The 25,912-nt window shown below is 72.4% G+C and carries 25 protein-coding genes; 8 read left to right on the forward strand and 17 right to left on the reverse strand.

Annotated elements, in window-relative coordinates:
- Nucleotides 1-48: 48 nt before the first annotated feature.
- The 9 genes from FXF52_RS20270 to FXF52_RS20310 form a co-directional block, all read right to left on the reverse strand.
- Entirely contained in the window at nt 49-360 is a 312-nt protein-coding gene (locus FXF52_RS20270; protein WP_148798881.1) for a helix-turn-helix domain-containing protein, read from the reverse strand.
- On the reverse strand, nt 357-749 hold the full coding sequence (locus tag FXF52_RS20275; protein WP_148798883.1) for a type II toxin-antitoxin system RelE/ParE family toxin: 393 nt from the start codon (nt 747-749) through the stop codon (nt 357-359). Before FXF52_RS20275 ends, FXF52_RS20270 begins: the two co-directional genes overlap by 4 nt.
- A 48-nt stretch (nt 750-797) precedes the next feature.
- Nucleotides 798-1,811, reverse strand: a complete 1,014-nt coding sequence (gene speB / locus FXF52_RS20280; RefSeq protein WP_148798885.1) for an agmatinase — start codon at nt 1,809-1,811, stop codon at nt 798-800.
- Entirely contained in the window at nt 1,808-3,010 is a 1,203-nt protein-coding gene (locus FXF52_RS20285; protein ID WP_148798887.1) for a saccharopine dehydrogenase family protein, read from the reverse strand. Before FXF52_RS20285 ends, speB begins: the two co-directional genes overlap by 4 nt.
- The gene (locus FXF52_RS20290; protein ID WP_148798889.1) at nt 3,010-4,431 is read right to left on the reverse strand and encodes an FAD-binding oxidoreductase; all 1,422 of its coding nucleotides are present in this window, start codon (nt 4,429-4,431) and stop codon (nt 3,010-3,012) included. Before FXF52_RS20290 ends, FXF52_RS20285 begins: the two co-directional genes overlap by 1 nt.
- Nucleotides 4,428-5,300 (reverse strand): ABC transporter permease, encoded by an 873-nt coding sequence (locus FXF52_RS20295; protein ID WP_255472148.1) that lies wholly within the window; start codon nt 5,298-5,300, stop codon nt 4,428-4,430. Before FXF52_RS20295 ends, FXF52_RS20290 begins: the two co-directional genes overlap by 4 nt.
- The gene (locus tag FXF52_RS20300; RefSeq protein ID WP_148798891.1) at nt 5,297-6,205 is read right to left on the reverse strand and encodes an ABC transporter permease; all 909 of its coding nucleotides are present in this window, start codon (nt 6,203-6,205) and stop codon (nt 5,297-5,299) included. Before FXF52_RS20300 ends, FXF52_RS20295 begins: the two co-directional genes overlap by 4 nt.
- Before the next feature lie 76 nt (nt 6,206-6,281).
- A complete protein-coding gene (locus tag FXF52_RS20305) occupies nt 6,282-7,445 on the reverse strand; it encodes an ABC transporter ATP-binding protein (RefSeq protein WP_255472151.1) in 1,164 nt (387 codons plus the stop codon).
- Nucleotides 7,442-8,626, reverse strand: coding sequence for a PotD/PotF family extracellular solute-binding protein (locus FXF52_RS20310; RefSeq protein ID WP_148798893.1), 1,185 nt, complete (start codon nt 8,624-8,626; stop codon nt 7,442-7,444). The genes FXF52_RS20305 and FXF52_RS20310 overlap by 4 nt, the downstream gene beginning before the upstream one ends.
- A gap of 204 nt (nt 8,627-8,830) precedes the next feature.
- Between FXF52_RS20310 and FXF52_RS20315 the strand changes: the two genes are divergently transcribed.
- From FXF52_RS20315 to FXF52_RS20330, 4 genes are all read left to right on the forward strand, one after another.
- Nucleotides 8,831-9,343: an Lrp/AsnC family transcriptional regulator gene (locus FXF52_RS20315; RefSeq protein WP_148798896.1), complete on the forward strand. Its 513-nt coding sequence runs from the start codon at nt 8,831-8,833 to the stop codon at nt 9,341-9,343.
- Nucleotides 9,344-9,518: 175 nt separating this feature from the next.
- The gene (locus FXF52_RS20320) at nt 9,519-10,865 is read left to right on the forward strand and encodes an aspartate aminotransferase family protein (protein ID WP_148798898.1); all 1,347 of its coding nucleotides are present in this window, start codon (nt 9,519-9,521) and stop codon (nt 10,863-10,865) included.
- A complete protein-coding gene (locus tag FXF52_RS20325; protein WP_148798900.1) occupies nt 10,850-11,650 on the forward strand; it encodes a pyridoxamine 5'-phosphate oxidase family protein in 801 nt (266 codons plus the stop codon). The genes FXF52_RS20320 and FXF52_RS20325 overlap by 16 nt, the downstream gene beginning before the upstream one ends.
- On the forward strand, nt 11,650-13,023 hold the full coding sequence (locus FXF52_RS20330; protein ID WP_187413604.1) for an FAD-binding oxidoreductase: 1,374 nt from the start codon (nt 11,650-11,652) through the stop codon (nt 13,021-13,023). Before FXF52_RS20325 ends, FXF52_RS20330 begins: the two co-directional genes overlap by 1 nt.
- A gap of 118 nt (nt 13,024-13,141) precedes the next feature.
- On the opposite strand, the gene FXF52_RS20335 is transcribed toward FXF52_RS20330, so the two are convergent.
- A complete protein-coding gene (locus FXF52_RS20335; protein WP_148798904.1) occupies nt 13,142-13,513 on the reverse strand; it encodes a DUF3499 domain-containing protein in 372 nt (123 codons plus the stop codon).
- 154 nt (nt 13,514-13,667) lie between these two features.
- Between FXF52_RS20335 and FXF52_RS20340 the strand changes: the two genes are divergently transcribed.
- Entirely contained in the window at nt 13,668-14,117 is a 450-nt protein-coding gene (locus tag FXF52_RS20340; protein WP_091260118.1) for a metallopeptidase family protein, read from the forward strand.
- 95 nt (nt 14,118-14,212) lie between these two features.
- Here FXF52_RS20340 and FXF52_RS20345 read toward each other — a convergent pair whose 3' ends face one another.
- The 4 genes from FXF52_RS20345 to FXF52_RS20365 form a co-directional block, all read right to left on the reverse strand.
- Complete coding sequence (locus tag FXF52_RS20345; RefSeq protein ID WP_013284161.1) at nt 14,213-14,473, reverse strand: WhiB family transcriptional regulator; 261 nt, start codon at nt 14,471-14,473, stop codon at nt 14,213-14,215.
- A gap of 833 nt (nt 14,474-15,306) precedes the next feature.
- Nucleotides 15,307-15,867 (reverse strand): DUF4331 family protein, encoded by a 561-nt coding sequence (locus FXF52_RS44095; RefSeq protein WP_370518005.1) that lies wholly within the window; start codon nt 15,865-15,867, stop codon nt 15,307-15,309.
- Complete coding sequence (locus tag FXF52_RS20360; protein ID WP_148798908.1) at nt 15,864-18,371, reverse strand: bifunctional FO biosynthesis protein CofGH; 2,508 nt, start codon at nt 18,369-18,371, stop codon at nt 15,864-15,866. Before FXF52_RS20360 ends, FXF52_RS44095 begins: the two co-directional genes overlap by 4 nt.
- Nucleotides 18,372-18,524: 153 nt before the next feature.
- Nucleotides 18,525-19,466: a hypothetical protein gene (locus FXF52_RS20365; RefSeq protein ID WP_148798910.1), complete on the reverse strand. Its 942-nt coding sequence runs from the start codon at nt 19,464-19,466 to the stop codon at nt 18,525-18,527.
- Nucleotides 19,467-19,565: 99 nt separating this feature from the next.
- Between FXF52_RS20365 and cofD the strand changes: the two genes are divergently transcribed.
- Both cofD and FXF52_RS20375 read left to right on the forward strand, forming a co-directional pair.
- Nucleotides 19,566-20,513: a 2-phospho-L-lactate transferase gene (gene cofD, locus FXF52_RS20370; protein WP_148798912.1), complete on the forward strand. Its 948-nt coding sequence runs from the start codon at nt 19,566-19,568 to the stop codon at nt 20,511-20,513.
- Complete coding sequence (locus tag FXF52_RS20375; RefSeq protein WP_148798914.1) at nt 20,510-21,598, forward strand: coenzyme F420-0:L-glutamate ligase; 1,089 nt, start codon at nt 20,510-20,512, stop codon at nt 21,596-21,598. The genes cofD and FXF52_RS20375 overlap by 4 nt, the downstream gene beginning before the upstream one ends.
- 173 nt (nt 21,599-21,771) lie before the next feature.
- On the opposite strand, the gene FXF52_RS20380 is transcribed toward FXF52_RS20375, so the two are convergent.
- Together FXF52_RS20380 and FXF52_RS20385 are read right to left on the reverse strand one after the other, a co-directional pair.
- The gene (locus FXF52_RS20380) at nt 21,772-22,779 is read right to left on the reverse strand and encodes a helix-turn-helix transcriptional regulator (RefSeq protein WP_148798916.1); all 1,008 of its coding nucleotides are present in this window, start codon (nt 22,777-22,779) and stop codon (nt 21,772-21,774) included.
- A 263-nt stretch (nt 22,780-23,042) separates the two neighbouring features.
- The gene (locus tag FXF52_RS20385; RefSeq protein ID WP_148798918.1) at nt 23,043-24,080 is read right to left on the reverse strand and encodes a DUF4185 domain-containing protein; all 1,038 of its coding nucleotides are present in this window, start codon (nt 24,078-24,080) and stop codon (nt 23,043-23,045) included.
- A gap of 39 nt (nt 24,081-24,119) precedes the next feature.
- Between FXF52_RS20385 and FXF52_RS20390 the strand changes: the two genes are divergently transcribed.
- A complete protein-coding gene (locus FXF52_RS20390) occupies nt 24,120-24,704 on the forward strand; it encodes an NUDIX hydrolase (RefSeq protein ID WP_148798920.1) in 585 nt (194 codons plus the stop codon).
- An 83-nt stretch (nt 24,705-24,787) separates the two neighbouring features.
- Here the strand turns inward: FXF52_RS20390 and FXF52_RS20395 are convergent, their stop codons facing one another.
- On the reverse strand, nt 24,788-25,882 hold the full coding sequence (locus FXF52_RS20395; protein ID WP_148798923.1) for a mannose-1-phosphate guanylyltransferase: 1,095 nt from the start codon (nt 25,880-25,882) through the stop codon (nt 24,788-24,790).
- Nucleotides 25,883-25,912: the final 30 nt, after the last annotated feature.

Raw genomic sequence — 25,912 nt, forward strand, 5'->3', positions numbered from 1 at the left:
TCCCGGAAACCCCATCCGACTCAGGATCGCTAAGCTGATCTGAGACGCTCAGGCTATCTGACGAAGATCGTCTCCGTAGTCGAAGATGATCCGCAGCCTGGCCCCGAGGGCATTCGCGTACCGGCTCAGCGTGGCCACCTCGTTGACGTCGAGGTCGCCGTTCTCGATCTGACTCACCCGGCCCGGCGTGACACCCATGAGGTCGGCCACCTGCCGCTGGGTGAGCCCCAGCCGCTTCCGCTCTTCGGCGAGGTGGAAGGCGTGCACCCACGCCTCGGTGCGCGTCCGCTCCTCCTCGTACGCCGCGTCGTCCCCGCCGAGCTCGGCGCGAACCTCGTCCCAGTCGTAGAACTCCGTCATGGCTCCCCCCTTCGCTCGCGCTCATTGTCGAGCCAGGCCTTGTACGCAACCTCCGCCATCGGGATGTTCCGCTGATACCACCGGGTCCAGTCTCCCGCCTTGTTCCCGGCGACGAGCAGTACAGCCTGCGACCAGGGATCGAAAACGAACAGCACCCGGATCGCCACGTCCCGACCCGACCGGGGCCGGAGCTCCTTGAGATTGCGGATGCTGCTGCCACGGAGTGTGTCCACGAGCGGGCGTCCCAGCCCCGGCCCGACCTCCGCCAACTTGTCCACCGCGACCCGGACACTCTCATACGACGCTGGATCGCTCTGCCGCAGATCACGGAGCCATTGGCGAACATCACCAGTGACCCGGACCGACCAACGTCCTCCGGCAGCACCCATGGCTCAACTATAGCTTGAGCTAAACATCGGGGCAGTGCACGCGGCCCGTCAGCGGCCGTCGAGGAGGGGTTGGCGCGGGTCCCAGGGCGGGCCGCCGGCGGCGTCGCGGCGGCGGCGGGCGATGGCCGACAACGCCTCCAGGACCACCCGGTTCCCCAGGTACGCGGTGATGTCGGCGTGGTCGTACGGCGGCGCCACCTCGACCACGTCCACCCCGACCACGGGCAGCTCGTAGCAGCAGCGCCGAACCGCGTCGAGGAGCTGCCGCGAGGTGAGCCCGCCCGGCTCCGGGGTGCCGGTGCCGGGGGCCATGCCCGGGTCGACCACGTCCACGTCGACGGAGAGGAAGACCCCCTCGCACTCGTCGGTGGCGATCCCGAACGCCTCGGTCAGGCACTCGTCCAGGCCGCGCGAAACCACCTCGGTCATCTCGTACGACCGCATCCGCTGGCCGGCCATCCAGGTCAGCGTCTCCGGGCCGGGCCAGTAGCCGCGCAGGCCGATCTGGAGGAAGCGGTCGCCGCGTACCGCGCCGGACTCGATGAGCCGGCGCATCGGCTGGCCGTGCCCGTGCAGCGAGCCGAACTCGATGTCCCCGGTGTCGGCGTGCGCGTCGAAGTGCACCAGCGACACCCGGCCGAGCCCGTGGTGGCGGGCCACCCCGGTGGCGTCGGGCAGCGCGATGGAGTGGTCGCCGCCGAGCACGATCGGGATCGCTCCGGCGGCGGCCACCGCGTACACGGCGGTCTCCAGGGCGGCCAGCGACCGTTCGATGTCGCCGGAGAACATCTCCACGTCGCCCGCGTCGTAGACGCGGAGGTCCTGCAGGCCGTCCACCCGCAGGGCCAGGGACGGGCGGGAGCCGTCGTGCGGCAGGTAGCAGGCCTGGCGGATGGCGGACGGGCCGAACCGGGTGCCCGGGCGGTGCGAGGTGCCGCCGTCGAAGGGTGCGCCGACGATCACCACGTCGGCGTCCGCGTAGGTGACCGGCTCCTGCAGGGTGCACGGGGGCACCCCGAGGAAGGTCACGTCGGGGCCGAACATCGGGCCGTAGCGGGTCACCGCTCCTCCCTCCCCCACGGCGAGCCGTAGCTGGTCAGCAGGTCTAGGAAGGGCCTCGGGGGCAGCGCCTCCGGGCCGAGCACGCCGGTGCCGGACCAGGCGCCGGTGGCGAGCAGTTCCAACGCGACCACCGGGTTGACCGCGGTCTGCCAGACCACCGCCTGGTGGCCGTACTCCCGCATCGACCACTCGTTGTCGACCACGTGGTAGAGGTAGACCCGCCGCGGCCGGCCGTCCACGCCGGTGCCGGTCACGTACGTCCCGGCGCAGGTCTTGCCGCGCATCCGGTCGCCGAGGGTGGCCGGGTCGGGCAGGCAGGCGGCCACGACATCGCGGGGAGAAACCGAAGCGCCGCCCACCCGCACCGGCTTCGTCGAGTCCAGGCCGAGCTTGTGCAGGGTCTTCAGCACCTGAATGAACTCGTCGCCGAGGCCGTACTTGAAAGTCACCCGTTTCGCCTTGACCCAGCGCGGGATCAGCAGCACCTCCTCGTGCTCCACGTTGACGCACTCGACCGGGCCGATCCCCGCCGGAAACTCGAACACCTCCGGCTCGGAGAACGGCGGGGTGGTGTACCAGCCCCGGTCGGCCGCCCAGATCACCGGCGGGTTGAGGCACTCCTCGATGGTGGTCCAGATGGAGAACGAGGGGGCGAAGTCGTAGCCGTCGACGGTGAGGTTGGCCCCGTCGCGTACCCCGATCTCGTCGATCTCGGTGAAGAGTTCGTCGGCGGCGTAGCGGGCGAAGACGTCGGAGAGGCCGGGTTCGACGCCGATGCCGCAGAGCGCCAGCCGGCCGGCGGCGGCCCACTGCTCAGCGAGAGCGAACTGGTCGTCGCCGAGCTTCACGCCGGTCTCCGCGTACGGCGCGGTCGGGTGCGGGTGCGACAGCGACATCGCCATGTCCAGGTAGTCGGCCCCGGCGGCGAACGCGCCCTTGAAGATCGGCATGACGAAGCGCGGGTCGACCGCGTTGAGCACGTGGGTGATCCGGTGGTCCCGGCAGAGCGCGGCGACCGCCTCCGCCGACGAGGCGTCGAGCGGGGCGGCGACGAACCGGGCGTCGTGGTCCGCGACGGCCCGGCTGGCCCGGCCGAGGTCGTAGTCGGCGACCACCATGGTCTCGAAGAAGGAGCGGCGGGCGGCGATGGCGACGGCGGCGGAGCCGACCCCGCCGGCGCCGACGAGCAGGACGCGCATCAGGAATCGAACCCCAGTCCAAGACGATCAAGCGTACGGAGCCACCCGTTGCGCCGCCCCTGGCGCGCGTCGGCGCGGGCGAGTGACCAGCGGGTGAGGTTGATGCCGGCGGCGCGGAACGGCTCCGGCGGGAACGGCAGCGGCTTGCTGCGCACCAGGTCGAGCCGGGTCAGCGGGGTCTCCTCCCCGCCGAGCAGGTCGAGCATCACCCGGGCGCCGAACCGGGTGGCCCCGACCCCGAGCCCGGTGAACCCGGCCGCGTACGCCAGCCGTCCGGAGTAGGCGGTGCCGAAGAACGGGCAGAACCGGGTGCAGGTGTCGATCACCCCGCCCCAGCGGTGGCTGAACCGGAGGCCCGCCAACTGTGGAAACGTGGTGAAGAAGTGCTCGGCCAGCGCGGTGAAGGTGGCCTGCCGCTGCTCCAGTTCGGGGGCCATCCGGTTGCCGTAGTGGTAGACCGCGTCGTACCCGCCGAACAGGATCCGGCCGTCGGCGGTGATCCGGTAGTAGTGGAACTGGTTGCCGACGTCGGCCAGCCCTTGCCGGTTGGCCCAGCCGACCGCCTCGCGCTGCGCCGCCGACAGCGGCTCGGTCATCAGCGTGTAGTCGTAGACCGGCACCAGCCAGGCGCGCAGCCGGCGCAGCAGCGGCGGGAACGCGTTGCTGGCCAGCACCACCCGCCGGGCCCGCACCGTGCCGGGTGCCCCGTCCGGGCCGCCGGCCGTCGCCGCGCGCAGGCCGCCGCCGTCGCCGGCCAGCCCGGTGACCCGGGTGTGCTCGTGGAGTCGTACGCCTAGGTCGAGGGCGGCGCGGCGGAGGCCCCAGGCGAGCTTCGCCGGGTCGAGCATGGCCACTCGGTCCCGGTCCCACATCCCGCCGAGGTACGTTGGCGAGGCCACCTCGGCGCGTACCTCGTCGCGGTCGAGCAGCCGGACGTCGTGGCCGTACCGGCGGGCCAGCTCGGCGTCCTCGGCGAGCCCGGCGATTTGGTACGGCTCGACGGCGACCGCCATTTCGCCGGTCCGCTCGAAGTCGCAGTCGATGCCGTACCGGGCCACGGTGGCGGCGATGGCGGCCAGGTTTTCCCGGCCGAGCCGCTCCAGTTCGTCGATCTCGCCGGGGAACCGGTCGACGCCGTTGGCCAGGCCGTGGGTGAGCGAGGCGGCGCAGAAGCCGCCGTTACGCCCCGACGCGGCCCAGCCGCAGGTGCCCGCCTCGACCAGGAGCACGTCCCGGTCCGGGTCGGCTTCCTTGGCGAGCAGGGCGGTCCAGAGGCCGGAGTATCCGCCGCCGACCACCAGCAGGTCGGCGTCGTGCGTGCCGGTCAGCGGCGGCAGCGGGTCGGGGCGTTCTGGTCGGTCGAGCCAGTACGGGACGGGCGCGGCGTCGGTCAGCGCCCGGCCGGTATGCGGGAGCTTCATGGCCGGCTCTTGGCCGTTCCGGCGCCCACTGCGGGGGCCGTGAGGGCCGCCCGCCGGGCCCGCCGGCCGCGCAGCGAGCTGGCCCCGACGAGCAGCAGCGCGATCACGAACATCGCCGTACCGATGACGTTGACCTGTGGCGGGATGCCGCGCTGGGCGGCGCCCCAGACGTACATCGGGAAGGTGACGGTGGTGCCGGCGTTGAAGTTCGTGATGATGAAGTCGTCGAAGCTGAGCGAGAACGCGAGCAGCGCGGCGGCCAGGATGCCAGGTAGCACCAGGGGCAGGGTGATCCGCCGGAAGGTCTGCCACTCGCTGGCGTACAGGTCCATGGCGGCCTCCTCCAACCGCCGGTCCATGCCGGCGAGCCGGGCCTTCACGGTGACCACCACGAACGACACGCAGAACATCACGTGCGCGATGACGATGGTCCAGAAGCCCTGCGGCACGCCGAAGCCGAAGATGGCTCGGAGCTGGTTGTCGGACCAGACGAAGAGCGCGAGCAGCGAGGTACCCATCACCAGTTCGGGGGTTGCCATCGGCAGGAAGATCAGCAGGTTGATCCCGGACCGGCCGCGGAACCGGTGCCGGACCAGCGCGAACGCCATCAGCGTGCCGAGCACGGTGGAAACGACCGTGGCGATGAAGCCGATCTGGACGCTGCGGACGACCGCGTCGCACATGTCCGACGTGGCGCAGGGGTGCGTCCAGTTGTCCAGGGTGAACTCGTTGAAGTCGTAGGAGAGCCGGCTCGCCGGGCGGTTGAAGGAGAGGCCGGCAACCACCATGATCGGCAGCGAGAGGTAGGCCAGGACGAGCAGGGCCACGCCCATCACCCACCGGTCGGCCAGCCAACGCGAGATCCTCACAGCACCTCCTCCGTGCCGGCCTTGCGCAGGTAGACGAAGACGATCGCGAGGATCGCCGCCATCAGCAGGAACGACAGGGCCGCACCCTGCGGGTAGTCCAGCCGGACCAGGAACGCCGAGTCGATGACGTTGCCGATCATGTATTCGTTCGGCGTGCCGAGCAGTTCGGCGTTGATGTAGTCACCGGTCGCCGGGATGAAGAAGAGCAGCGTGCCGGCGATCAGGCCGGGCATGGACAGCGGCAGGGTGACCTTCTGGAAGGCCCGCAGCGGGCTCGCGTACAGGTCGCTCGCCGCCTCCAGCAGGCGCGGGTCCAGCCGCTCCATGTTCGCGTACAGCGGCAGCACCAGGAAGGGCAGGAAGTTGTACGTGAGGCCGAGCACCACCGCCACCGGCGTGGCCAGCAGCCGGCCGTCCGGCCCGAGCAGGTGCACGTCCCGCAGCAGCCCGACCACCCAGCCGTTGTCCGACAGGATGGTCTTCCAGGCCAGCGTCCGGACCAGGAAGCTGGTGAACATCGGCGCGACCACGGCGACCAGCAGCAGGTTCTTCCAGCGGCCCGCCTTCTGCGCGATCGCGTACGCCAGCGGGTAGCCCATCAGCAGGGCCAGCACCAGCGCGATCGCCGAGTAGAGGAACGACCGGACGAACTGCGGCCAGTACGCCTGCAACGCCTCCGGGTAGTTGCCGACGGCCCCGGTCATCGCGTACCCGGTGGAGAGGGATCCGCTCGGGTCGTAGAGGCTGGTCGCGGCGAGTTGGAGCAGCGGCAGGGCGAAGAAGATCAGCAGCCAGGCCGCCCCCGGCAGCAGCAGCAGGTACGGCAGTGCCCGGTGGCGTCCCCGGCGGGGTGGCGGCGGGGCCGCCTGTCCCGACGGGGTCGGTACGTGGGCCAGGGCGGTCATGGCGCCACCTCGCTGCGCTCGGCGTCACCATGACCTGGCACTGGACTGAGCCGAATGGTTCGCTCGCTGCGCTCGCTCATGAGAGCGCACCCACGGGTGGCTGGTCGAGCAGCGGGGTGGTCTGGTCGTCCGCACCGGAATCGCGGGGCAGCAGGAACGCGTGCCGCGGGTCCCAGTGCGCCACCACCGTGGCGCCGAGCGGCAGTTGGCCGCCGACCCCGCTGTTGGCCGAGAACGCGGACAGCTCGCTGCCCCACGCCGTCCGCACCAGATACTGGGTGCTCACGCCGACGTAGGAGGCGTCGGTCACCACACCGCCGACGTGCTGGTGGCCGGCGGGCACCTGGTCGGGGCGCTCGACCAGGTGCAGCTTCTCCGGACGTACCCCGAGGAAGACCGGGCCCTGGTCGGCGCGGGCCCGCCCGGCGGGCACCGAGAAGCGCAGGCCGTGCGCGGTGACCAGCACCTCGTCCCCGCTCGGCCCGGGGGCCTCGCCGGCCAGCAGGTTGGACTGGCCGAGGAAGTTCGCCACGAACGCGGTGGCCGGATACTCGTAGAGGTCCGCCGGGGTGCCGAGCTGCTCGATCTGCCCGGCGTTCATCACCGCGACCGTGTCGGCCATGGTCATGGCCTCCTCCTGGTCGTGGGTGACGTGCACGAAGGTGATGCCGACCTCGGTCTGGATCCGCTTCAGCTCGATCTGCATCTGCCGGCGCAGCTTCAGGTCGAGCGCGCCGAGCGGCTCGTCGAGCAGCAGCACCTGCGGGTGGTTGATCAGCGCGCGGGCCAGCGCGACCCGCTGCTGCTGCCCGCCGGAGAGCTGGGCCGGCTTGCGCCGGCCGTACCCTTCGAGCTGTACCAGCGCGAGCATCCGCTCGACCTGGTCGGTGACGTTGCGGATGCCCCGTCGGCGCAACCCGAAGGCCACGTTCTCCTGGATGTCGAGGTGCGGGAAGAGCGCGTAGCTCTGGAACACGGTGTTCACCGGCCGCTTGTACGGTCGCAGCCCGGCGATGTCCCGGTCGCCGAGCAGCACCTGCCCGCTGGTCGGCTCCTCCAGCCCGGCGATCATCCGCAGCGTGGTGGTCTTGCCGCAGCCGGACGCCCCGAGCAGGGCGAAGAACGAGCCCTGCGGGACGGTCAGGCTGAGGTCGTCCACGGCGGTGAAGACGCCGAACCGCTTGGTCAGGTTGGCCAGCCGCAGGTCGCCGGCCGGTGTGTCGTGTCCCATCGTGATCATGCCCCGATGACCTTCTGGAACTTGGCCTCGTACTCCTTCTCCTGCTTCTCGTCCAGGGCCATGAAGCCCCGGGCCTTCGACAGCAGTGCCTCATCGGGGAAGATGAGCGGGTTCTTGGCCAGGTCCGGATCGATCTTCTCCATCTCCGCCTGCGCGCCCTTGACCGGGCAGATGTAGTTGACGTACGCGGCGAGCCGCGCCGCCACCGCCGGGTCGTAGTAGTAGTTGATCAGCTCTTCGGCGTTGGCCTTGTGGCTGGACCTGTTCGGCACCAGCATGTTGTCCGACCAGAGCATCACGCCGGACTCCGGCGGCACGAACTTGATGTTGTCGTTCTCGAAGCCGAGCTGGATCACGTCGCCGGACCAGGCGATGCAGGCGGCGATGTCGCCCTTGTTGAGGTCCTGCGAGTAGTCGTTGCCGGTGAACTTGCGGATCTGCCCGGAGTCGACGGCCCGCTGCAACTTGGCCAGCGCGTCGTCGAACTGGGCGGTGGTGAAGTCCGCCGGGTTGTGGCCGTTGGACTGGAGCAGCAGGCCCATGGTGTCCCGCATCTCCGACAGCGCGGTCACCTTGCCCTTGAGGTCCGGGCGGGTGAGCAGTTCGTCGACCGTGCGGATCTCCTTGGTCACCTTCGCGTTGTAGGCGAGCCCGGACAGACCCGACTGCCACGGGACGGAGAGCTGGCGGTCCGCATCGAAGGTCACATTGCGCAGTGAGGGCAGCAGGTTGGCCTCGACGTTGGGCAGCTTGGCCTTGTCCAGCTTCTGGATCCAGCCGAGCCGGATCATCCGGGCGGCCATCCAGTCGGTGAGCACCATGAGGTCCCGCCCAGTGGGCTGGCAGCTGGCGAGCTGCGTCTGCACCTTGCCGAAGAACTCGTTGTTGTCGTTGATGTCCTCGGTGTAGGTCACCTGGATGCCGGTCTTGGCGATGAAGGCGTCCACGGTGGGCCGCTTGGACTCGTCCTTCTCGTCGACGTCGATGTACTGCGGCCAGTTGGAGAAGGCCAGCTTCTTCTCCGTCGCGGAGAGGTCCTCGCTCTTGCAGCCGGCCTCGGTCTGCTGGGCGCCCTTCGTGCCGCAGCCGGCCAGCGTGCCCGCCATGGCGAACAGTGCGGCCGAGCCGAGGGTGCCGGTGAGCAGACCACGCCGGGTGAGGGGCCGGAGGTGACTACGCATGTGACGACTCCTAAGGGGGATCGTCGGCGGCGGGACGGGGGCGGCACGCCAACGGGAGGGTCAAGGCGATGGGACGACTGATCCTGACATGATGTGACCTCCCTTACAAGGGATTCCGTTGTTGGATTAGCCAAGGGCCACGAATTACGCCAGACTCGGCGAGCATTACGCTCAGCGCCAAGGAACCGGACAGGGGAGCGTTCAATGGTCAACCGGCAAGTGGAGAACGGCAACGGCGCCCGCCGTGTCACCGTACGTGAGGGCGCCAGTCACGCTCTGCTCGACGACGTGGCCAAACAGATCATCGAGCAGCTCCAGGAGGACGGCCGCCGCCCGTACGCCACCATCGGCAAGGCGGTCGGCCTCTCCGAGGCGGCGGTCCGCCAGCGGGTGCAGCGACTCCTCGACGCCGGGGTCATGCAGATCGTCGCGGTGACCGATCCGCTCCAGCTCGGCTTCCCCCGCCAAGCCATGATCGGCCTGCGTACCGACGGGGACCTGGAGGCCGTGGCCGATCGGCTCGCCGAGTTCGAGGAGATCGACTACGTGGTGATCACGGCCGGCTCCTTCGACCTGCTGGCCGAGGTGGTCTGCCGCAACGACGAGCATCTGCTGGAGATCCTCCAGAAGCTGCGCACCGTCCCGGGCGTGCTGTCGACCGAGGCGTTCGTCTACCTCAAGCTGCGCAAGCAGACCTACAGCTGGGGCACGGCCTGAGCAACCCCGGGCAACTACGGAATCCGTTGCCATCCAGGGAACAGCTCGCTAATTCCGTCGCCGGGAAGCCAACAGACCACCGATCCCACTTGCTTTCGTGGCCAGGGCTGTGGGATAACCGTGGGCAGAGCGGCCGGTTTCACCCCTTGACCGGCCCGAGACCGATGGGGCTGACATGGCCAACGCCACCGACCACCTCTGGATGCACTTCACCCGGATGGCCAGCTACTCCGCCGGCGAGGTCCCGACCATCGTGCGCGGCGAGGGCGCCTACGTCTGGGACTCGCAGGGCCGCCGCTACCTGGATGGACTCGCCGGGCTCTTCGTCGTCAACGCCGGTCACGGCCGGACCGAGCTCGCCGAGGCGGCCGCCAAGCAGGCCGCCGAGCTCGCCTACTTCCCACTGTGGTCGTACGCCCACCCGAAGGCCGTCGAGCTGGCCGAGAAGGTCGCCACGCTGACCCCCGGCGACCTGAACCGGGTGTTCTTCACCACCGGCGGCTCGGAGGCCGTCGAGGCGGCGTGGAAGCTGGCCCGGGCCTACTTCAAGCGCACCGGCCAGCCGAACAAGCACAAGGTGGTCAGCCGCTACATCGCGTACCACGGCACCTCGATGGGGGCGCTGTCGATCACCGGCCTGCCCGGCATCAAGTCCGACTTCGAACCGCTGGTTCCGGGCGGCATCAAGGTGCCGAACACCAACTTCTACCGGGCACCGGAGCACGGCGACTCGCCGGAGGCGTTCGGCCGCTGGGCCGCCGAGGAGATCGGCCGGGCCATCGAGCGGGAAGGGCCGGACACGGTCGCGGCGGTCTTCCTGGAGCCGGTGCAGAACTCCGGCGGCTGCTTCCCGCCGCCGCCCGGCTACTTCGAGCGGGTCCGGGAGATCTGCGACGCGTACGACGTGCTGCTCGTCTCCGACGAGGTGATCTGCTCCTGGGGCCGGCTGGGTGAATACTTCGGCGCCACCCGGTACGGCTACCAGCCCGACATCATCACCACGGCCAAGGGCATCACCTCGGGCTACGCCCCGCTCGGCGCGATGATCGCCAGCGAGCGGCTGATGGAGCCGTTCCTCACCGAGACCGGCATGTTCGCCCACGGGGTGACCTTCGGCGGCCACCCGGTCTCCTGCGCGGTGGCCCTGGCCAACCTGGAGGTCTTCGCCCGCGAGGACCTGGTCGGGCACGTCCGGGCCAACGAGGACGCGTTCCGGTCCACCCTGGAGAAGCTCAACGACCTGCCGATCGTCGGCGACGTCCGCGGTGACGGCTACTTCTACGGGATCGAACTGGTCAAGGACAAGGCGACCAGGGAGACCTTCGACGAGGCCGAGTCGGAGCGGCTGCTGCGCGGCTTCCTCTCCACCGCGCTCTTCCAGGCCGGGCTCTACTGCCGCGCCGACGACCGGGGCGACCCGGTGGTGCAGCTCGCCCCGCCGCTGATCGCCGAGCAGCAGCAGTTCGACGAGATCGAGCAGATCCTGCGCGCCGTGCTGACCGAGGCATGGGCGCGCCTCTGACCCCGGCCTCCGCGTCGGACGGGGCCGGGACTCGCGACCGCGAGGACCGGCCCCGCTCCATCGCCCCGGCCGCCGACCAGCACCGCGAGCACCGGGCCGGAAGCACGGACGGCCCCCTCGCCCCCGCCGAACAGCACCGCGAGCACCGGGCCGAGCGCACCGACGTCGGCCGGACCGACCGGACCCGGGTACGCCGGCTGCCCGACCTCGCCGTCCACGACCGGGCGACCCTGCACGCCGTCCTCGACGCCGGCCGGGTCGCCCATCTCGCCATCGCCGCCGGCACCCAGCCGTACGCGTTGCCCGTCGCGTACGCCCGGGACGGGGAGCGGGTGCTGGTGCACGGCTCCACCGGCAGCCGCCTCTTCCGGCACCTCGCCGTCGGCGCCCCGGCCTGCCTCACGGTCACCCTGCTCGACGGGCTCGTGCTGGCCCGCAGCGCCTTCGAGTCCTCGATGAACTACCGCTGCGCCATGGTGCTCGGCAGCCTCGCCGTGCTCGACGGCGACGAGAAGCTGGCCGCCCTGGAACGGCTCTCCGAGCACCTGCTGCCCGGCCGCTGGGCGCGGATCCGGCCACCCTCGGCGAAGGAACTGGCCGCCACGCTGGTGCTCGCCCTGCCGCTGGACGAGTGCTCGGTGAAGATCAGCGCCGGGCCGCCCGACGACCCCGAGGACGACCTCGACCGGCCGGTCTGGGCCGGGGTGGTGCCGATCGTCGAGGCGTACGGGATCCCGCAGCCCGATCCGCGGCTGCGGCACGACCTGCCCCCACCGGAGTGGTGATGCGCTACCAGGACCTGTCGTACTGGCTGTCCAGCCTGGACGAGCCGCTGACGTCGCGCCCCGGGCTGCCCGGCGACACCGACGCCGACGTGGTGCTAGTCGGGGCCGGCTACACCGGGCTGTGGACGGCGTACTACCTGGCGGCGGCCGACCCGTCGCTGCGCATCGTCGTGCTCGAACAGGAGATCGCCGGGTACGGCGCCTCGGGACGCAACGGCGGCTGGTGCTCCGCGCTCCTGCCCACCTCACTGCCCGCGCTCGCCCGCCGGCACGGCCGCGACCGGGCGCTGGCCATGCAACGGGCCATGCACGACACGGTCCGCGAGGTCGGCCGGGTGATCGCCGCCGAGGGGATCGACTGTGACTGGCGGGCCGCCGGCACCGTGGTGCTGGCCCGCACCGAGGTCCAGCTCGCCCGGGCCCGGGCCGCCGTCGCCGAGGCCCGCGACCACGGGCTGGCCGACGACGACCTGGTGCTGCTCGACGCCGCCGAGGCCACCGCCCGCTGCCGGGCCGACGGGGTACGCGGCGGCACCTACACCCCGCACTGCGCCGCCGTACACCCGGCAAAGCTGGTCCGCGGGCTGGCCCGGGCGGTGGAACGCCGGGGCGTACGGATCTTCGAGCGGACCCCGGTCACGACGGTCCGGCCCGGCGCGGCGGTGACCCCCGCGGGGGTGGTCCGGGCGCCGGTGGTGGTCCGGGCGACGGAGGGGTTCACCCCCGGGCTACCCGGGCAGCGGCGGGCGGTGGCGCCGGTCTACTCGTTGATGGTGGCCACCGAGCCGCTGCCCGAGGCGACCTGGGCGGAGATCGGGCTGGCCGAGCGGGAGACCTTCTCCGACTACCGGCACGTCATCATCTACGGCCAGCGCACCGCCGACGGTCGGCTCGCCTTCGGTGGCCGGGGCGCCCCCTACCACTTCGGCTCCCGGATCCACCCCGACTACGACCGGGAGCCGCGGGTCTTCGCGGCGCTGCGCCGGACGCTGGGCGAACTCTTCCCGGTGCTCGGGGCGGCGCCGGTCAGCCACAGCTGGGGCGGGCCGCTCGGCGTGGCCCGGGACTGGACCGCCTCGGTGGGGCTGGACCGGACGACCGGTCTCGGCTGGGCCGGCGGCTACGTCGGCGACGGCGTCGGCACCAGCAACCTCGCCGGCCGTACCCTGGCCGACCTGATCCGGGGCGAGGCGACCGACCTGACCGTACTCCCCTGGGTCAACCACCGCTCTCCCCGGTGGGAGCCCGAGCCGCTGCGCTGGCTCGCCGTGAACGCCGGCCTCAAGCTCATGTTCTCCGCCGACGAGGCCGAGCTCCGCACCGGCCGCCCGTCCCGCCGCGCCGCCGCCTTCTCCCGCCTCCTCGGCCAATAACCCACCCACTGCCCCCACCCCCACCAGCGGGTTGATCATGAAGTTGTTGTCGCGACACGCCGATGCGGAGGGCAACAACTTCATGATCAACGCGCGGATGCGCGGGGGTGGGGTGGGGTTAGTGGGTGGGGGGGATTACGCGGAGGTGGCCGCGGCGGCCGGTCTGCTGGGGGCCCTGCGGGGCGATCTGGTCGTCCTCTGGGGGGCGGGGTGGGGCGGGGCGGGCGGCCTCCCGGACCGCCTCGGCCAGCGCGACCAGGTCGTCGGTGGTCGGCGGGGGCGGCTCGAACTCGCCCTCGTGCCGGACCACGTCCCAGCCGCGCGGGGCGGTCAGGTTCCGGGCGTGCGGCTCGCAGAGGTCGTACGTGTGCGGCTCGGCGAAGGCCGCCAGCGGGCCCACCACAGCGGTCGACTCGTTGTAGACATAGGTCAATGTGGCGACCGCTTGCCGGGGGCAGCCGTTACGGGAGCAGCGCCGTGGTGACCTCACGGCGGCAGGGTATCTCCATTACCGGGTCCGGCGCACCGCTTCGCGTTGCGACACGCCCGTCATGGTGATCACAATTCGTCCGATCGGATCACCGGCACGCCGCACCAACGGCGCAACGGCCGACCACCCGGTCATGCGGGCTACCCTGTGCGTCATGACGAGCCCGGAAAACCGCCGCCCCGGCTCCGGCCGGCGCACCCACCGCGACCGCCACGGCCGCGGACTGCGCGGGCGGCTGGTGCCGGCCACCGTACCGCTGGCCCGGACCAAGGCCGAGGTCTTCGACGACCTGGTGCTGGACACGGTCGAGACCCTCGAACGCCGCTTCGCCAAGGAACTGGCCGGCGTCGAGTTCGCGGTCGAGGACGTCCCGCCGGACCTGAACGTCTATGACTCGGACGTGCTGGAGGACGGCGAGGTGCCGCTGGCCCGGCTGCTGCCCGGGCGCCCCGGCCGGCAGGAGGTGCCACCCCGGATCGTGCTCTACCGGCGGCCGCTGGAGTTCCGCGCCATGGATCGCGAGGACCTCGCGGATCTCGTGCACGACGTGATCATCGAGCAGGTGGCCAACCTGCTCGGGGTCGACCCCGACGAGCTGGCCTGAGCCACCACCCGCGCGTCGCCACACCTCGGCCAGCCCCCACCGGCCGAGCTGTCGGCCCGAGCCGGGCGGCCCCCACCGCCCCGGCCCGGTACGCGTCAGGCGGCGACCCGCCGCTTCAGCTTCCGCCGCTCCCGCTCGGAGAGCCCGCCCCAGATCCCGAACCGCTCGTCGTGGCCGAGAGCGTATTCCAGGCACTCCGTCTTGACTTCACACCGCGAGCAGATCCGCTTCGCCTCGCGGGTCGAACCGCCCTTCTCGGGAAAGAACGCCTCCGGGTCGGTCTGCGAGCAGAGCGCCCGCTCCTGCCACTCCGGCGCGTTTCCGAGCAGGTCGGCCACCTCGAGCTGGCCGTCCATCAGATGCCTCCTTGTCGCGCACCGGCGTCATCGCCGCTGCAACCCCCCACGCGAAAGGCGTGCTTGTCCGTCCGGTCGCAATTTGTTGCGTTCCGTGCGAACAACCCCATTCAAATTACACGCGTGTAATGCGTGCGCCGTCAAGCCGAACTTGATAATGGAGTCGCCCTCCCGACACGTTCCGGACGACCATCTCAGCCGTCCGGGCCTCGCAACCTGCCCTATCGATTCAGACCCCGGACGAGTAACGCCCTCTCCGGCGAGTTGTCCGAAGTTTTCTGCCGTGGCGTACCGAGGTGGACTCCACCGGTGGCCCCGGCGGAGGCTCCGGCGGGCCGTACCCGGGCGGCCGTCGCGAACACCGTCCAAGATCAGCATTGTGGTTGGCCAAAGATAACGCGACTCCCGCCGTACCGCCCGTCGAACCGGCAGACGCCGACTACGCCCCGTCCACAGTGTGGACGGGGCGCGACGGCGAACGGGGGGTTCGGGCGATCAACCGCTCCCCGGCGGTGCGCTGGTCGGCCAGACGAACTCGGCGACCGCGCGGCCCGTGACGGAGACCGCGCCGGCCGGCGTACGGTCGTCCCACCAGACGGTATAGCGGCTCGCTTCCCGAGCGGGGTCGACGGCACTGTGGAACCCCCGTCCCGGAGTCCCGCACCGCCGAAATGAGTACTCGGCCCGCCGGCCCGACTGATCTCGTTTCTCGCATCCGTGCAGCTCACGTCCGCTGTGGACGATCAGCGCGCCGGAGTCGCCGCTCGGGTCGAACACGACGCTGCCGCTCTCCGACGGCCCGAGGGGTTGGTGCCCGGGCAGGGCCCACCCCCTCAGGACTCCGCCGCCGCCGGCGGGTTGGTGAACCCGTCGTACGGCGTGCCGAGGAACGGGAAGTCACCCGAAACGGTGCGGTCACGTCGGCCGCGCTGAGCCCCGGCGGGACCGTGGCCGCCGCCGCGTCCGGGGTGAGCGTCCGGCCCGCCAACGGCACGGTGAGCCCGGCGACCGCCCGCAGCGGGATGCTCACCACGTCGTCGCCGACCCTTCGACAACTCCAGCTCGGCGCGTCTGGCGCGCGATCGGCCTGGTGTTGTAAAGAAGGCTGTTCGGATTCGTGATCTCGGTGGGGAATTCAAACCGATAGGTGAACTCCGGATAACCGTCGCGTCGTTGTCGATGTGAATCTCGTACCGGACGTCGTCGCCGAACTCGAAGAAGTTCGGACCGCCCGAGGTAGTTGCACCGGCACGGAGTCGGCGATCAGCGTGACGGTGTCCGGGCGGTCGGGACTGACGAACGCGGACAAGGTCGGAGCTGTCGGCGATCGGATCCTTGGCTATCTCCGGCGCTTCTCGGTGAGAGGACGGCGGCCGGGAAAGGTTCGACGTCAGGCGCCGGCATGGCCGTACGCGGTCGTCCGCTTGCGGGCCGGTCGGCCCGCCGCCGCCGCGATCGCCTGGAGCTGCTCCTCGGTCCGGGCCGAGCCGTTGCCCGAGCCGGCCATCCGGGAGATGGTCTCCTCCATCAACGTGCCACCCAGGTCGTTGCAGCCACCCTGGAGCATCGCCACGGTGCCCTCGTCGCCCAGCTTCACCCAGGAGCACTGGATGTTGGCGATCCGGCCGTGCAGCAGCAGCCGCGCCATCGCGTGCACCGCCCGGTTCTCCCGCCAGGTCGGCCCCGGCCGGGCGATGCCGGCCAGGTAGATCGGCGCGTTGGTGTGCACGAACGGCAGCGCGACGAACTCGGTGAAGCCGCCGGTGCGGTCCTGCACCCCGGCCAGCACCCGGAAGTGGGCGAGCCACTGCCCCGGGTGGTCGACGTGGCCGTACATCATCGTGGAGCTGGACCGGATGCCCAGCTCGTGGGCGGTGGTCACCACCTCGACCCAGGCGGCAGCCGGCAGCTTGCCCTTGGTGAGGACCCAGCGCACCTCGTCGTCGAGGATCTCCGCGGCGGTGCCCGGGATGGTGTCCAGGCCGGCCTCGCGGAGCTGCCCCAGCCACTCCTTCACCGGCACGCCGGCCTTCGCCGCGGCGGTGACGATCTCCATCGGGGAGAATGCGTGCACGTGCATCCCCGGCACCCGGGCCTTGATCGCCCGGACCAGATCGGCGTACCCGGTGACCGGCAGCTTCGGGTCGATCCCGCCCTGCAGGCAGACCTCGGTGGCGCCGGCCGCCCACGCCTCCGCGGCCCGGTCGGCGACCTGGTCCACGGAGAGCCGGTACGCGTCCGCGTCGCTCTCCCGCTGCGCGAAGGCGCAGAACCGGCACCCGACGTAGCAGACGTTGCTGAAGTTGATGTTGCGGTTGACCACGTACGTGACGTCGTCGCCCACCGCGTCCCGCCGGACGTCGTCCGCGATCCGGCACAGCTCGTCCAGCGCCGGCCCGTCGGCGGCGAAGAGCGCCAGCGCCCGGTCGGCGTGCCGGGGCTCCAGGAGCGCCGCCGGGTCGTCGGCGGCCAGCCGCAGGCCCGCACGCAGATCGGGGTCGCTCGACCCGCCCGTCGGGACGCTGACCTTGCCGGCGACCGTCGACCAGTCGCCGTAGACGCTGTCGAAGTCGCCGCGCCGGTCCCCCGTCCGCCCGGTGGTGTCGATGGTGGCGTGCAGGTCGGTACGCCCGCCGAAAACCTCCTCCGGCTCCTGCCAGGGACGACCGACCGGGCGGGCTGCTTCGACCGCGAGCCCGGTCGCCGGGTCCGCGAGGGCGGTGACGTGCGGCAGCAGCCGCGGATCCAGCCACGGGTCGCCGGCCCGGACGTACTCCGGGTAGATGGTCAGCCGCTCCCGCAGGGTGAAGCCGGCCGTGGCGGTGTGCCGGGCCAGCTCGTCGAGCTGCGGCCAGGGGCGTTCCGGGTTGACGTGGTCCGGGGTGACCGGCGAGACCCCGCCCCAGTCGTCGATGCCGGCGCGCAGCAGCAGCGCGTACTCGCCCTCGATGAGGTTCGGCGGGGCCTGGATGCGCGCCTTCGGGCCGAGCAGGATCCGGGCCACGGCCACCGTGGCGGCCAGGTCGTGCAGCTCGGCGTCGGGCATGCCGCGCATCGCGGTGTCCGGCTTGGCGCGGAAGTTCTGCACGATCACCTCCTGGAGGTGGCCGTACTCCCGCATGCTGCGGCGGATCGCGAACAGCGCGTCGACCCGCTCGGCCAGGGTCTCCCCGATGCCGATGAGGATGCCGGTGGTGAACGGCACGCCGACCCGGCCAGCGTCGTCGAGCACCCGGAGCCGGACGGCCGGTTCCTTGTCCGGCGAGCCGTAGTGCGGGCCGCCCGGCTCCGACCAGAGCCGGGTCGCGGTGGTCTCCAGCATCATGCCCATGCTCGGCGCGACCGGCTTGAGTCGTTGCAGCTCCGACCAGGACAGCACGCCCGGGTTGAGGTGCGGCAGCAGGCCGGTCTCCTCCAGCACCGCCACCGCGCAGGCCCGCAGGTAGTCGAGGGTGGACCCGTAGCCACGCTCGTCCAGCCACTGGCGGGCCGCCGGCCAGCGCTCCTCCGGGCGGTCGCCGAGAGTGAACAGCGCCTCCTTGCAGCCCTGCGCCGCCCCCTCCCGGGCGATCGCGAGCACCTCGTCCCGCTCCAGGTACGCGGCCGGAAGCCGGTGCGGCACGGTGGCGAAGGTGCAGTAGTGGCAGCGGTCCCGGCAGAGCCGGGTCAGCGGGATGAAGACCTTCTTGGAGAAGGTGACCACGCCGGGGCGGCCCGCCTCCCGTAGCCCCGCGTCGCGTACCTCGCCGGCGATCCGGAGCAGCTCGTCCAGCGCCTCGCCGCGCGCCCCCAGCAGTGCGGTGGCCTCGTCGACGTCCAGTGCCCGACCGGTCGCGGCCCGGCGCAGGGCCCGCCGGACGCGGGCCTCGGTGGGGGCGGACTCGCTGCGATCAACCATCCGTCCACCCTATGCGCTGGCCATCCACCCCACCCCGCGTCGGGTGGGTGCCGTGGCCTGTGGCGTGGGCGCAGTCTTGCGGAAAGAGTGGCCGCCCGGCGTCGGACGGCCACTCTTTTCGGAAACGTGCTGGCTGAGGTGAACCCGGCAGGGTCAGCGCGGGTGGTTCGGGTCGTCGCGGTCGAAGCGTTGGGTGCGGTCGCTGTCCGGCGTGGTCGGCTGGCCGGGATCGGCCGGCTGGCGCGGGATGGCCTGGGTCGGGTCGGCCGACGGCGGCTGGCCGAAGGGCGGTGCCGGGTGCGGGGCGCCGAACGGCGGCGCCGACTGCGGGGCGTGCGGCGGGGCCGTGTTGAACGGCGGCACCGATTGCGGCTGGCCCGGCTGCCCGGGCTGGGCGGGCGGCGGGTAGCCACCGGGCTGGTTGGCCGGGCTGGCGGGCGCGTACCCGCCCGGGACGGGGTAGCCACCCGGCTGGCCGGGCGCGGGGTAGCCGCCGGGCTGGCCCGCAGTGGGGTAGCCGCCCGGCTGGCCCGGTGCCGGGTAGCCGGCCGGCTGCTGCGGCCAGCCCGGCTGCGGCTGCCCGTACAGGCCGGGCTGCGGCTTCGGCCGGGGGACGTAGTAGAGGGTGCGCCACACCTTGACGACCACGAAGGCGCCAACGCCGAAGATCGCCACCCAGGCCAGCCGGGTCAGCAGGCCGAGGAGGGCGTCCAGCACCTCGACCTCGGCGAGCCGGCCGACCAGCCAGACCAGGAAGGTCAGCGCGCCGAAGAGCGCGGCGAAGGCGTACTCGCCGAGCGCCGCCTGAGTGATCAGCTTGGCCTTGGGCAGCGCCGGGCTCACGTGGGTGGCGAGCAGGACGGCCAGCACCGGCAGCACGGCCGACTCGACGCCGATGAAGGCGAAGAACGCGCTCCCCGCCCGACCGCTGAAGGTGCTGTAGTCGTCCGTCGGCACCAGCAGGCGCAGCAGGCCGACGAAGAGCAGCACGGCGTTGGCGCCGAGCAGGACGAGCGCGGCCAGTTCGCGCAGTGGCTTGGTCAACTGGCTGGCCTGCGTGGCGTCGCCGGACGCGGGCTCGGCGGGGCTGGTCACGAACTCCCCCTGGGGACGAAAACGGACAGTTGCCGACGTGAGCCTAGTCTGCATGGCCACCGGCCGGGCGACGGCGGCGCGTACGGAAGGATGGAGCCCATGCGCATCGTGGTACTGACCGGCGGGATCGGCGGAGCCCGGTTCCTGCTCGGGGTCCGGGCGTACGCCCGGGAGGTGGGGGCCGAGGTGACCGCCGTGGTCAACGTCGGCGACGATCTGCTGCTGCACGGGCTGAAGGTCTGCCCCGACCTGGACAGTGTGATGTACACGCTGGGCGGCGGCGCCGATCCGGAGCGGGGCTGGGGCCGGGTGGGCGAGACCTGGACGGTCAAGTCCGAGCTGGCCGCGTACGGCGCCGAGCCCACCTGGTTCGGCCTGGGCGACAAGGACATCGCCACCCACCTGGTCCGGACGACGATGCTCAACGCCGGCTACCCGCTGTCCGCCGTGACCGCGGCGCTGGCCACCCGGTGGGAGCCGGGGCTGACCCTGCTGCCGGCCACGGACGACCGGCTGGAGACCCACGTCGTCGTCGACGGGGAGCAGGGGCAGCGGGCGATCCATTTCCAGGAGTGGTGGGTGCGGTACCGGGCGGACATCCCGACGCACCGGTTCGTCTTCGTGGGCGCGGAGACGGCGAAGCCGGCGCCGGGCGTGCTGGAGGCGGTCGGCTCCGCCGACGTGGTGCTGATCGCGCCGAGCAACCCGGTGGTGAGCATCGCCCCGATCCTGGCCGTACCGGGGCTGCGCGAGGCGGTGACCGACGGGCCGGCCCCGGTGGTCGGCGTCTCCCCGATCATCGGCGGCGCACCGGTGCGCGGCATGGCCGACCGCTGCCTCGCCGTGCTCGGGGTGGAGTGCAGCGCGGCCGGGGTGGGTGGCCTCTACGGTGGCCGGTCGGCGGGTGGCCTGCTCAACGGCTGGCTGGTGGCGCCCGAGGACGAGGGGACGCTGGTGCCGGAGGTGACCGTACGCTCGGCACCACTGCGGATGATCGACGAGGCGGCCACGGCGGAGATGGTCCGGGCCGCGTTGGAGCTGGTGTGAGGCTGGAGATCCTGCCGGTGCTGGGCATCGGCGACGTGACTGAGGGCGACGACCTGGCGGCGATGATCGCCACCGCGGCGCCGTGGCTGCGCGACGGCGACGTGCTGGTGGTGACCAGCAAGATCGTGTCGAAGGCGGAGGGTCGGCTGGTCGACGTGCCGGCGGACGGACCTGAGCGGCTCGCCGCGCGGGACGAGGTGCTCGCCGGTGAGACCGCGCGGGTGGTGGCGACCCGCGGGGCGACCCGCATCGTGCAGACCCACCACGGCTTCGTGATGGCCTCCGCCGGTATCGACGCCTCGAATGTGGACAAGACCCGGCTCGTGCTGCTGCCCCGGGACCCGGACGCGTCCGCCCGGGCGCTGCGGGCCGCGCTGCGCGACCAGTACCACCTGGACGTCGCGGTGATCATCAGCGACACCATGGGCCGGCCGTGGCGCAACGGCCTGACCGACGTGGCACTGGGCGTGGCCGGCATGCCGGCGATCCGCGACCACCGGGGTGAGATCGACCCGTACGGCAACGAGCTCCAGCTGACCCAGATGGCGGTGGTCGACGAGCTGGCCGCCGCCGGTGAGCTGATCAAGGGCAAGTGCGACCAGGTGCCGGTCGCGGTCGTGCGCGGCTACCTCGGCGTGGCGCGGGCCGACGACGGCGAGGGTGCCCGGGTGCTGGTCCGCGAGGCCGCCCTGGACCTCTTCTCGCTGGGCACCGCCGAGGCGAAGGCCGCCGGGCTGCGCGAGGCCGCCCTCCTCCCCGATGGCCCGGGCCCGGCGCCGGCCGAGCCGGCCGCCGTCGACCGGGCGATCGCCGCGGTCGCCGGGGTGGTCGCGCCCGGCACGGTCTTCACCCACGTCACCGACGCCGAGGTACGCGCCGGCCTGGTCGCCGGCGTGCCCGGCTGGCCCGAGCAGGCGAGCGGTCTGGTCCTCGGCGCGCCGCCGACCCCGGTCGACCCGGCGGATCTGGTGCGCTTCGGTGCCGACCTGCAACGCCTGCGGACCGCGCTGGCCGCGGAGGGCATCTCCTCGGCGGTGTTCCCGCCGCCGGCCGGCAGCACCGCCAGCGCCGCGCTGGCCGTCTGACCCGCGCTCGGGCCCGGGTCCCGCCCCGATGCGATGTGGTGGGATCCGGGCCGCGGGTCAGACCCGGGTCCCGCGCCGGCCTCGCCGCCTCGGCGATGTGGTGGGATCCGGGCCCGAGCGACCCCGCCAGATCGCCGATCTCGCGCCTTGCGGAACCGGCCGGGGCCGTCGCGTCACGCGTCGAGGACGGCGCGGCCGAGCGGGGTCAGGGTGTGCAGCACGGTGTTGCGGTCGCGGTGGCTGACCAGCAGCCCGGCGTTGCGCAGCACGCTGGTGTGCTGGCTGGCCGCCGCGGCGGAGATGCGCAGCCGGCGGGCCATCTCCCCGGTGGTGCAGCCCTCGTCGGCGGCTTCCAGCACGGCGGCGCGGGTGCGGCCGAGCAGTGCGGCGAGGGCCTCCCGGCTGGCGCCGTCGGCGTCCGTCCGGTCCCCGAGCCCGGCTGCCGGGGTGAGCCCGCCGAGCCGGTCGACCGGGTAGACCAGCACCGGCGGCAGCGTGGGGTCGACGAGCGCGACCGGGATGCGCGCGCAGAAGAAGGAGGGGACCAGCAGCAGGCCTCGGCCGCCCAGGTGCAGCTCGCGGGTGTCCGGGTAGTCGAGCACCTCGAGCACCCCGTCCGCCCACCGCATGCTGGGCCGCAGGCTGGCCAGCAGCCCTTCGGCCCCGCCGTCGAGCATCGCCCGGGCCCGCCGCGCCCGGTCCGCCTCCACCGCGGCCTGGATCCGCGACCAGTACGGGGTGACCGCGAGCTCCTGGTAGCGAGCCATCGAGTCGGTGAGGTGGCGCAGCACCTCGGGCTCACCCCGGGCCAGCCCGGCGGCCGGGGCGGGCAGGACGTTCTCCTCGGCGAGCAGGGTCAGGTCCCGCTGCAGCATGCCGACCGGGGTGCCCCGGACCGCTTCCAGCCCCGCCTCGATACCGTCCCTGCTCGCGTACGGGGTGAGGAAGTCGGGGAAGTAGCCGCGCGGCGGGTTGAGCGCGAAGAGGAGGCGGAAGCGTCGCCCGGCGCTCTCCTGCGTCCGGAGGGTGCGCGCCACGGTGCGTCGCCACGGCGTCAGCAACGGGTCACGTACGCGACCCTGGAGCAGGTGCAGGCTGAGGACCAGCTCCCAGACCGGGTCCGCGGCGGGTGCCACCCTGGTCCGCAGGATGTCCTCGCTCGAGAAGATGATCTTCAGCATGGAGCGCTCCCGGGGGCGGACGGAGGGAGAGCCCGCCACCATTGGCACTGTACCCGGCGGCACTAATCTCCATCTTTAAGCCTGGACTGAAAAACCTCGACGCCGACCGGGCCGGTTGGGCATGCTTCCCTTGCCCGTCCGGGTCGGAACGATGCTTCCCCCGTCCGGGATTCGGGGAGACGGATGACCGGACGACACCACGAGGGTCTGCGGCGCGTTCTCCGCAGAGGTGCCGTCCAGTCGTCCGACTTCGCCCGCTCGACTCAGTCGATCCAGAGCGCCACCCGGTGGTCCTCGTCCGTGACGTAGTAGCAGCGCCCGTCCAGCTCGGCCAGCCCCTCCACGTGGTGGAACGGCGCCAGCTCGGCGACCAGCTTCCCTGCTACCCGGGAGTCCGGCGTGACGTCCCACCGGAACCGGACGTGCCGCGAGGTCACCTCGCCACCGTGCGGGTGGTCGTCCAGCAGCACCGAACCCTTGCCCAGCGCGTCGATCGACCCGACCACCGCCACGTACCCGCCGTCGGGGGTGGGCGTGACGGCGCGGAAGCCGGTCAGCGCGCCCGGCGGGGTCACCCCGGTCAGGGCGTACGCCCCGACGGCCCGGGGCCATCCCGGGTCGGCGTCGAACATGTCGGCCACCCCGGCCAGCTCGACCAGGATCGGCTCCCCCTCGGCGGTCACCGGGAAGCGCAACCCCAGCAGCACCGTCCCGGCCGGTGTGAACACGGCGGCCTCGACGTTGACCGGCAGGTCGTCCTCGGCCAGCTGGCTCACCCAGCTCTTGGCCCGGGCGGTGCCCCGGGCCAGGGTCGCCACGATGAACCGGTGCCGGACCAGGTCGCCCGGCGGCAGCGGGGTCAGCGGCGCCGCGGCCAGGGCGTCGTTGACCGCCCGGTGCAGCCGGAACCGGTTGCGCACCACGTGCACCGGCAACGTCCCGCGGGCGGCGTCCGCCTCGCGGAACCGGGCCACGAACGCGCGGCGGGGCCGCAGCGGACCGGCCTTCGAGCCGAAGTGCGAGCCGAAGACGTACACCCAGCCGTCGTGGTGGGCGAGCGCCTCGCCGTCCTCGGTGCGGCCGTTCTCCGGGCCGGCGTCGGCGGCCACGTGGTGCGCCACCCACTCGCCGTCGTGACGTTCCAGCAGCAGGGCCAGGCAGCGTTCCACGGGGCCCTCGTCCAGCACCGTCCAGAAGCCCCGGCGCGCGCCGTGGGCGCGCAGCAGCGCCGGCGAGCGCACCGGCAGCAGATCGCTGGCCTCGTTGCCGGCCACGACGAACTCGACGAGTCGCAGGGTCACCGGGCCAGGGTACGAAGACCACGCTCGTAGAGTGTCGGGGTGCCCGACCCCCGCAGCGACCTCGCCACGTACGCCGACCTGCACGCCGACGCCACCGCGCTGCTGAGCCGCTGGACGCCGACCAGCCCCGGCGCCGCCCAGGCCCGGGACCGGACCCTGGAGCTGCTGTCCGCCGGGCCGGTGGCGATGAGCCGCGGCCACCGGGCCGGGCACGTCACCGCGAGCGCCCTGGTGCTCGACGGCACCGGCGCGCGGGTGCTGCTCTGCCTGCACGGCAAGTTCCGCAAGTGGGTGCAGCTCGGCGGGCACTGCGAACCCGGCGACCGAACCCTCGCCGAAGCCGCGCTGCGCGAGGCCGGCGAGGAGTCCGGAATCGCCGGGCTGGTGGTCGACCCGGAGCCGATCGACGTGGACATCCACCCGGTCGCCTGCCAGGGCGGCTCACTGCACTACGACGTCCGGTTCGCCGTGCTCGCCCCGCCCGGGGCGACCGAGCGGGTCAGCGCCGAATCCGAGGCGCTCGGCTGGTTCCCACCCGACCGGCTCCCCGAGCCGCTGGCCGACGCCACCGCCCAGCTCGTCGCGCCGGCCCTGGCCACCCTCGCGCGCCGCGCCGCCGGCTGAGCCGCCCTCGCTGGCTGCCGAGCCGAGCCGGCCGCCGTGCCGGCCCGGCCCGCCACCAGGGCGGGCCGTGCAGTGGGGTCGGCTCAGACCAGGCCCTCCTCGCCGCGCTCCTTCAGCTCGTCGACCAGCTTCTTCACGTCCTGGGCCTGGTCCCGCGGGCAGACCAGCAGCGCGTCCGGGGTGTCCACCACGATCAGGTCGCGCAGGCCGAGCGCGGCCACCAGCCGGCCCGAGTGCGGCACCACCACCAGGCCGGCGCTGTCCCGCAGCAGCACGCCCGGCTTGGCCTCGGCGGCGCCCAGCACCACGTTGCCGTCCGCGTCGGCGGGCAGCACCTCGCCGAGGGTGTGGAAGTCGCCGACGTCGTTCCAGCCGAAGTCACCCGGTACGGTGGCCACCCGCCCGGCGGCCGCCGCGCCCTCCATCACCGCGTAGTCGACGGAGATCTTCGGCAGCGTCGGCCACACGGTGCCGAGGACGTCGTCCTGCTCCGGGGTCCCCCACGCCGCCGCGATCGCGACGATCCCCGCGTGCAGCGCCGGCTGCTGCCGGGCCAGCTCGGCCAGGAAGACGTCCACCCGCCAGACGAACATGCTGGCGTTCCAGAGGTGCCGTCCGGAGCGGACGTAGCCCTCGGCCACCTCGGCGGCCGGCTTCTCCTTGAACTCGATCACCGGGCGCAACGGACCGTCGCCCGTCGGCTCGCCGGTCTCCAGGTAGCCGTAGCCGGTCTCCGGCCGGGTCGGCGTGATGCCCACCGTCATCAGCAACCCCTGCTCAGCCCCCCGGATCGCCTGGCGTACCGTCTCCGCCCAGGCCGCGGCGTCGCCGATCAGGTGGTCGGCGGCGAACGAGCCCATCACCGCCGTCGGCGCCCGCTCCGCGATCACCGCCGCGGCCAGCGCGATCGCCGCACAGGAGTCGCGCGGCGAGGGCTCGACCAGGATGTTCTCCTCCGGCAGGCCAGCCAGTTGCCGGGCCACCGCCGCGACGTGCGCGGCCCCAGTGACCACCAGCGTGCGCTCGGGTGTGGTCAGCGGCGACAGCCGGTCCACCGTCGCCTGGAGCAGCGACGCCGGCGTACCGGTCAGCGGGTGGAGGAACTTGGGATGGCCGGCCCGGGACAGCGGCCACAACCTCGTGCCACTGCCCCCCGCCGGGATGACGGCATAGAACATCAGCACATCATGCCCGAACCATGACGGCAC

It is taken from the genome of Micromonospora sp. MP36 (assembly GCF_008119785.1).
Classification (GTDB): Bacteria; Actinomycetota; Actinomycetes; order Mycobacteriales; family Micromonosporaceae; genus Micromonospora.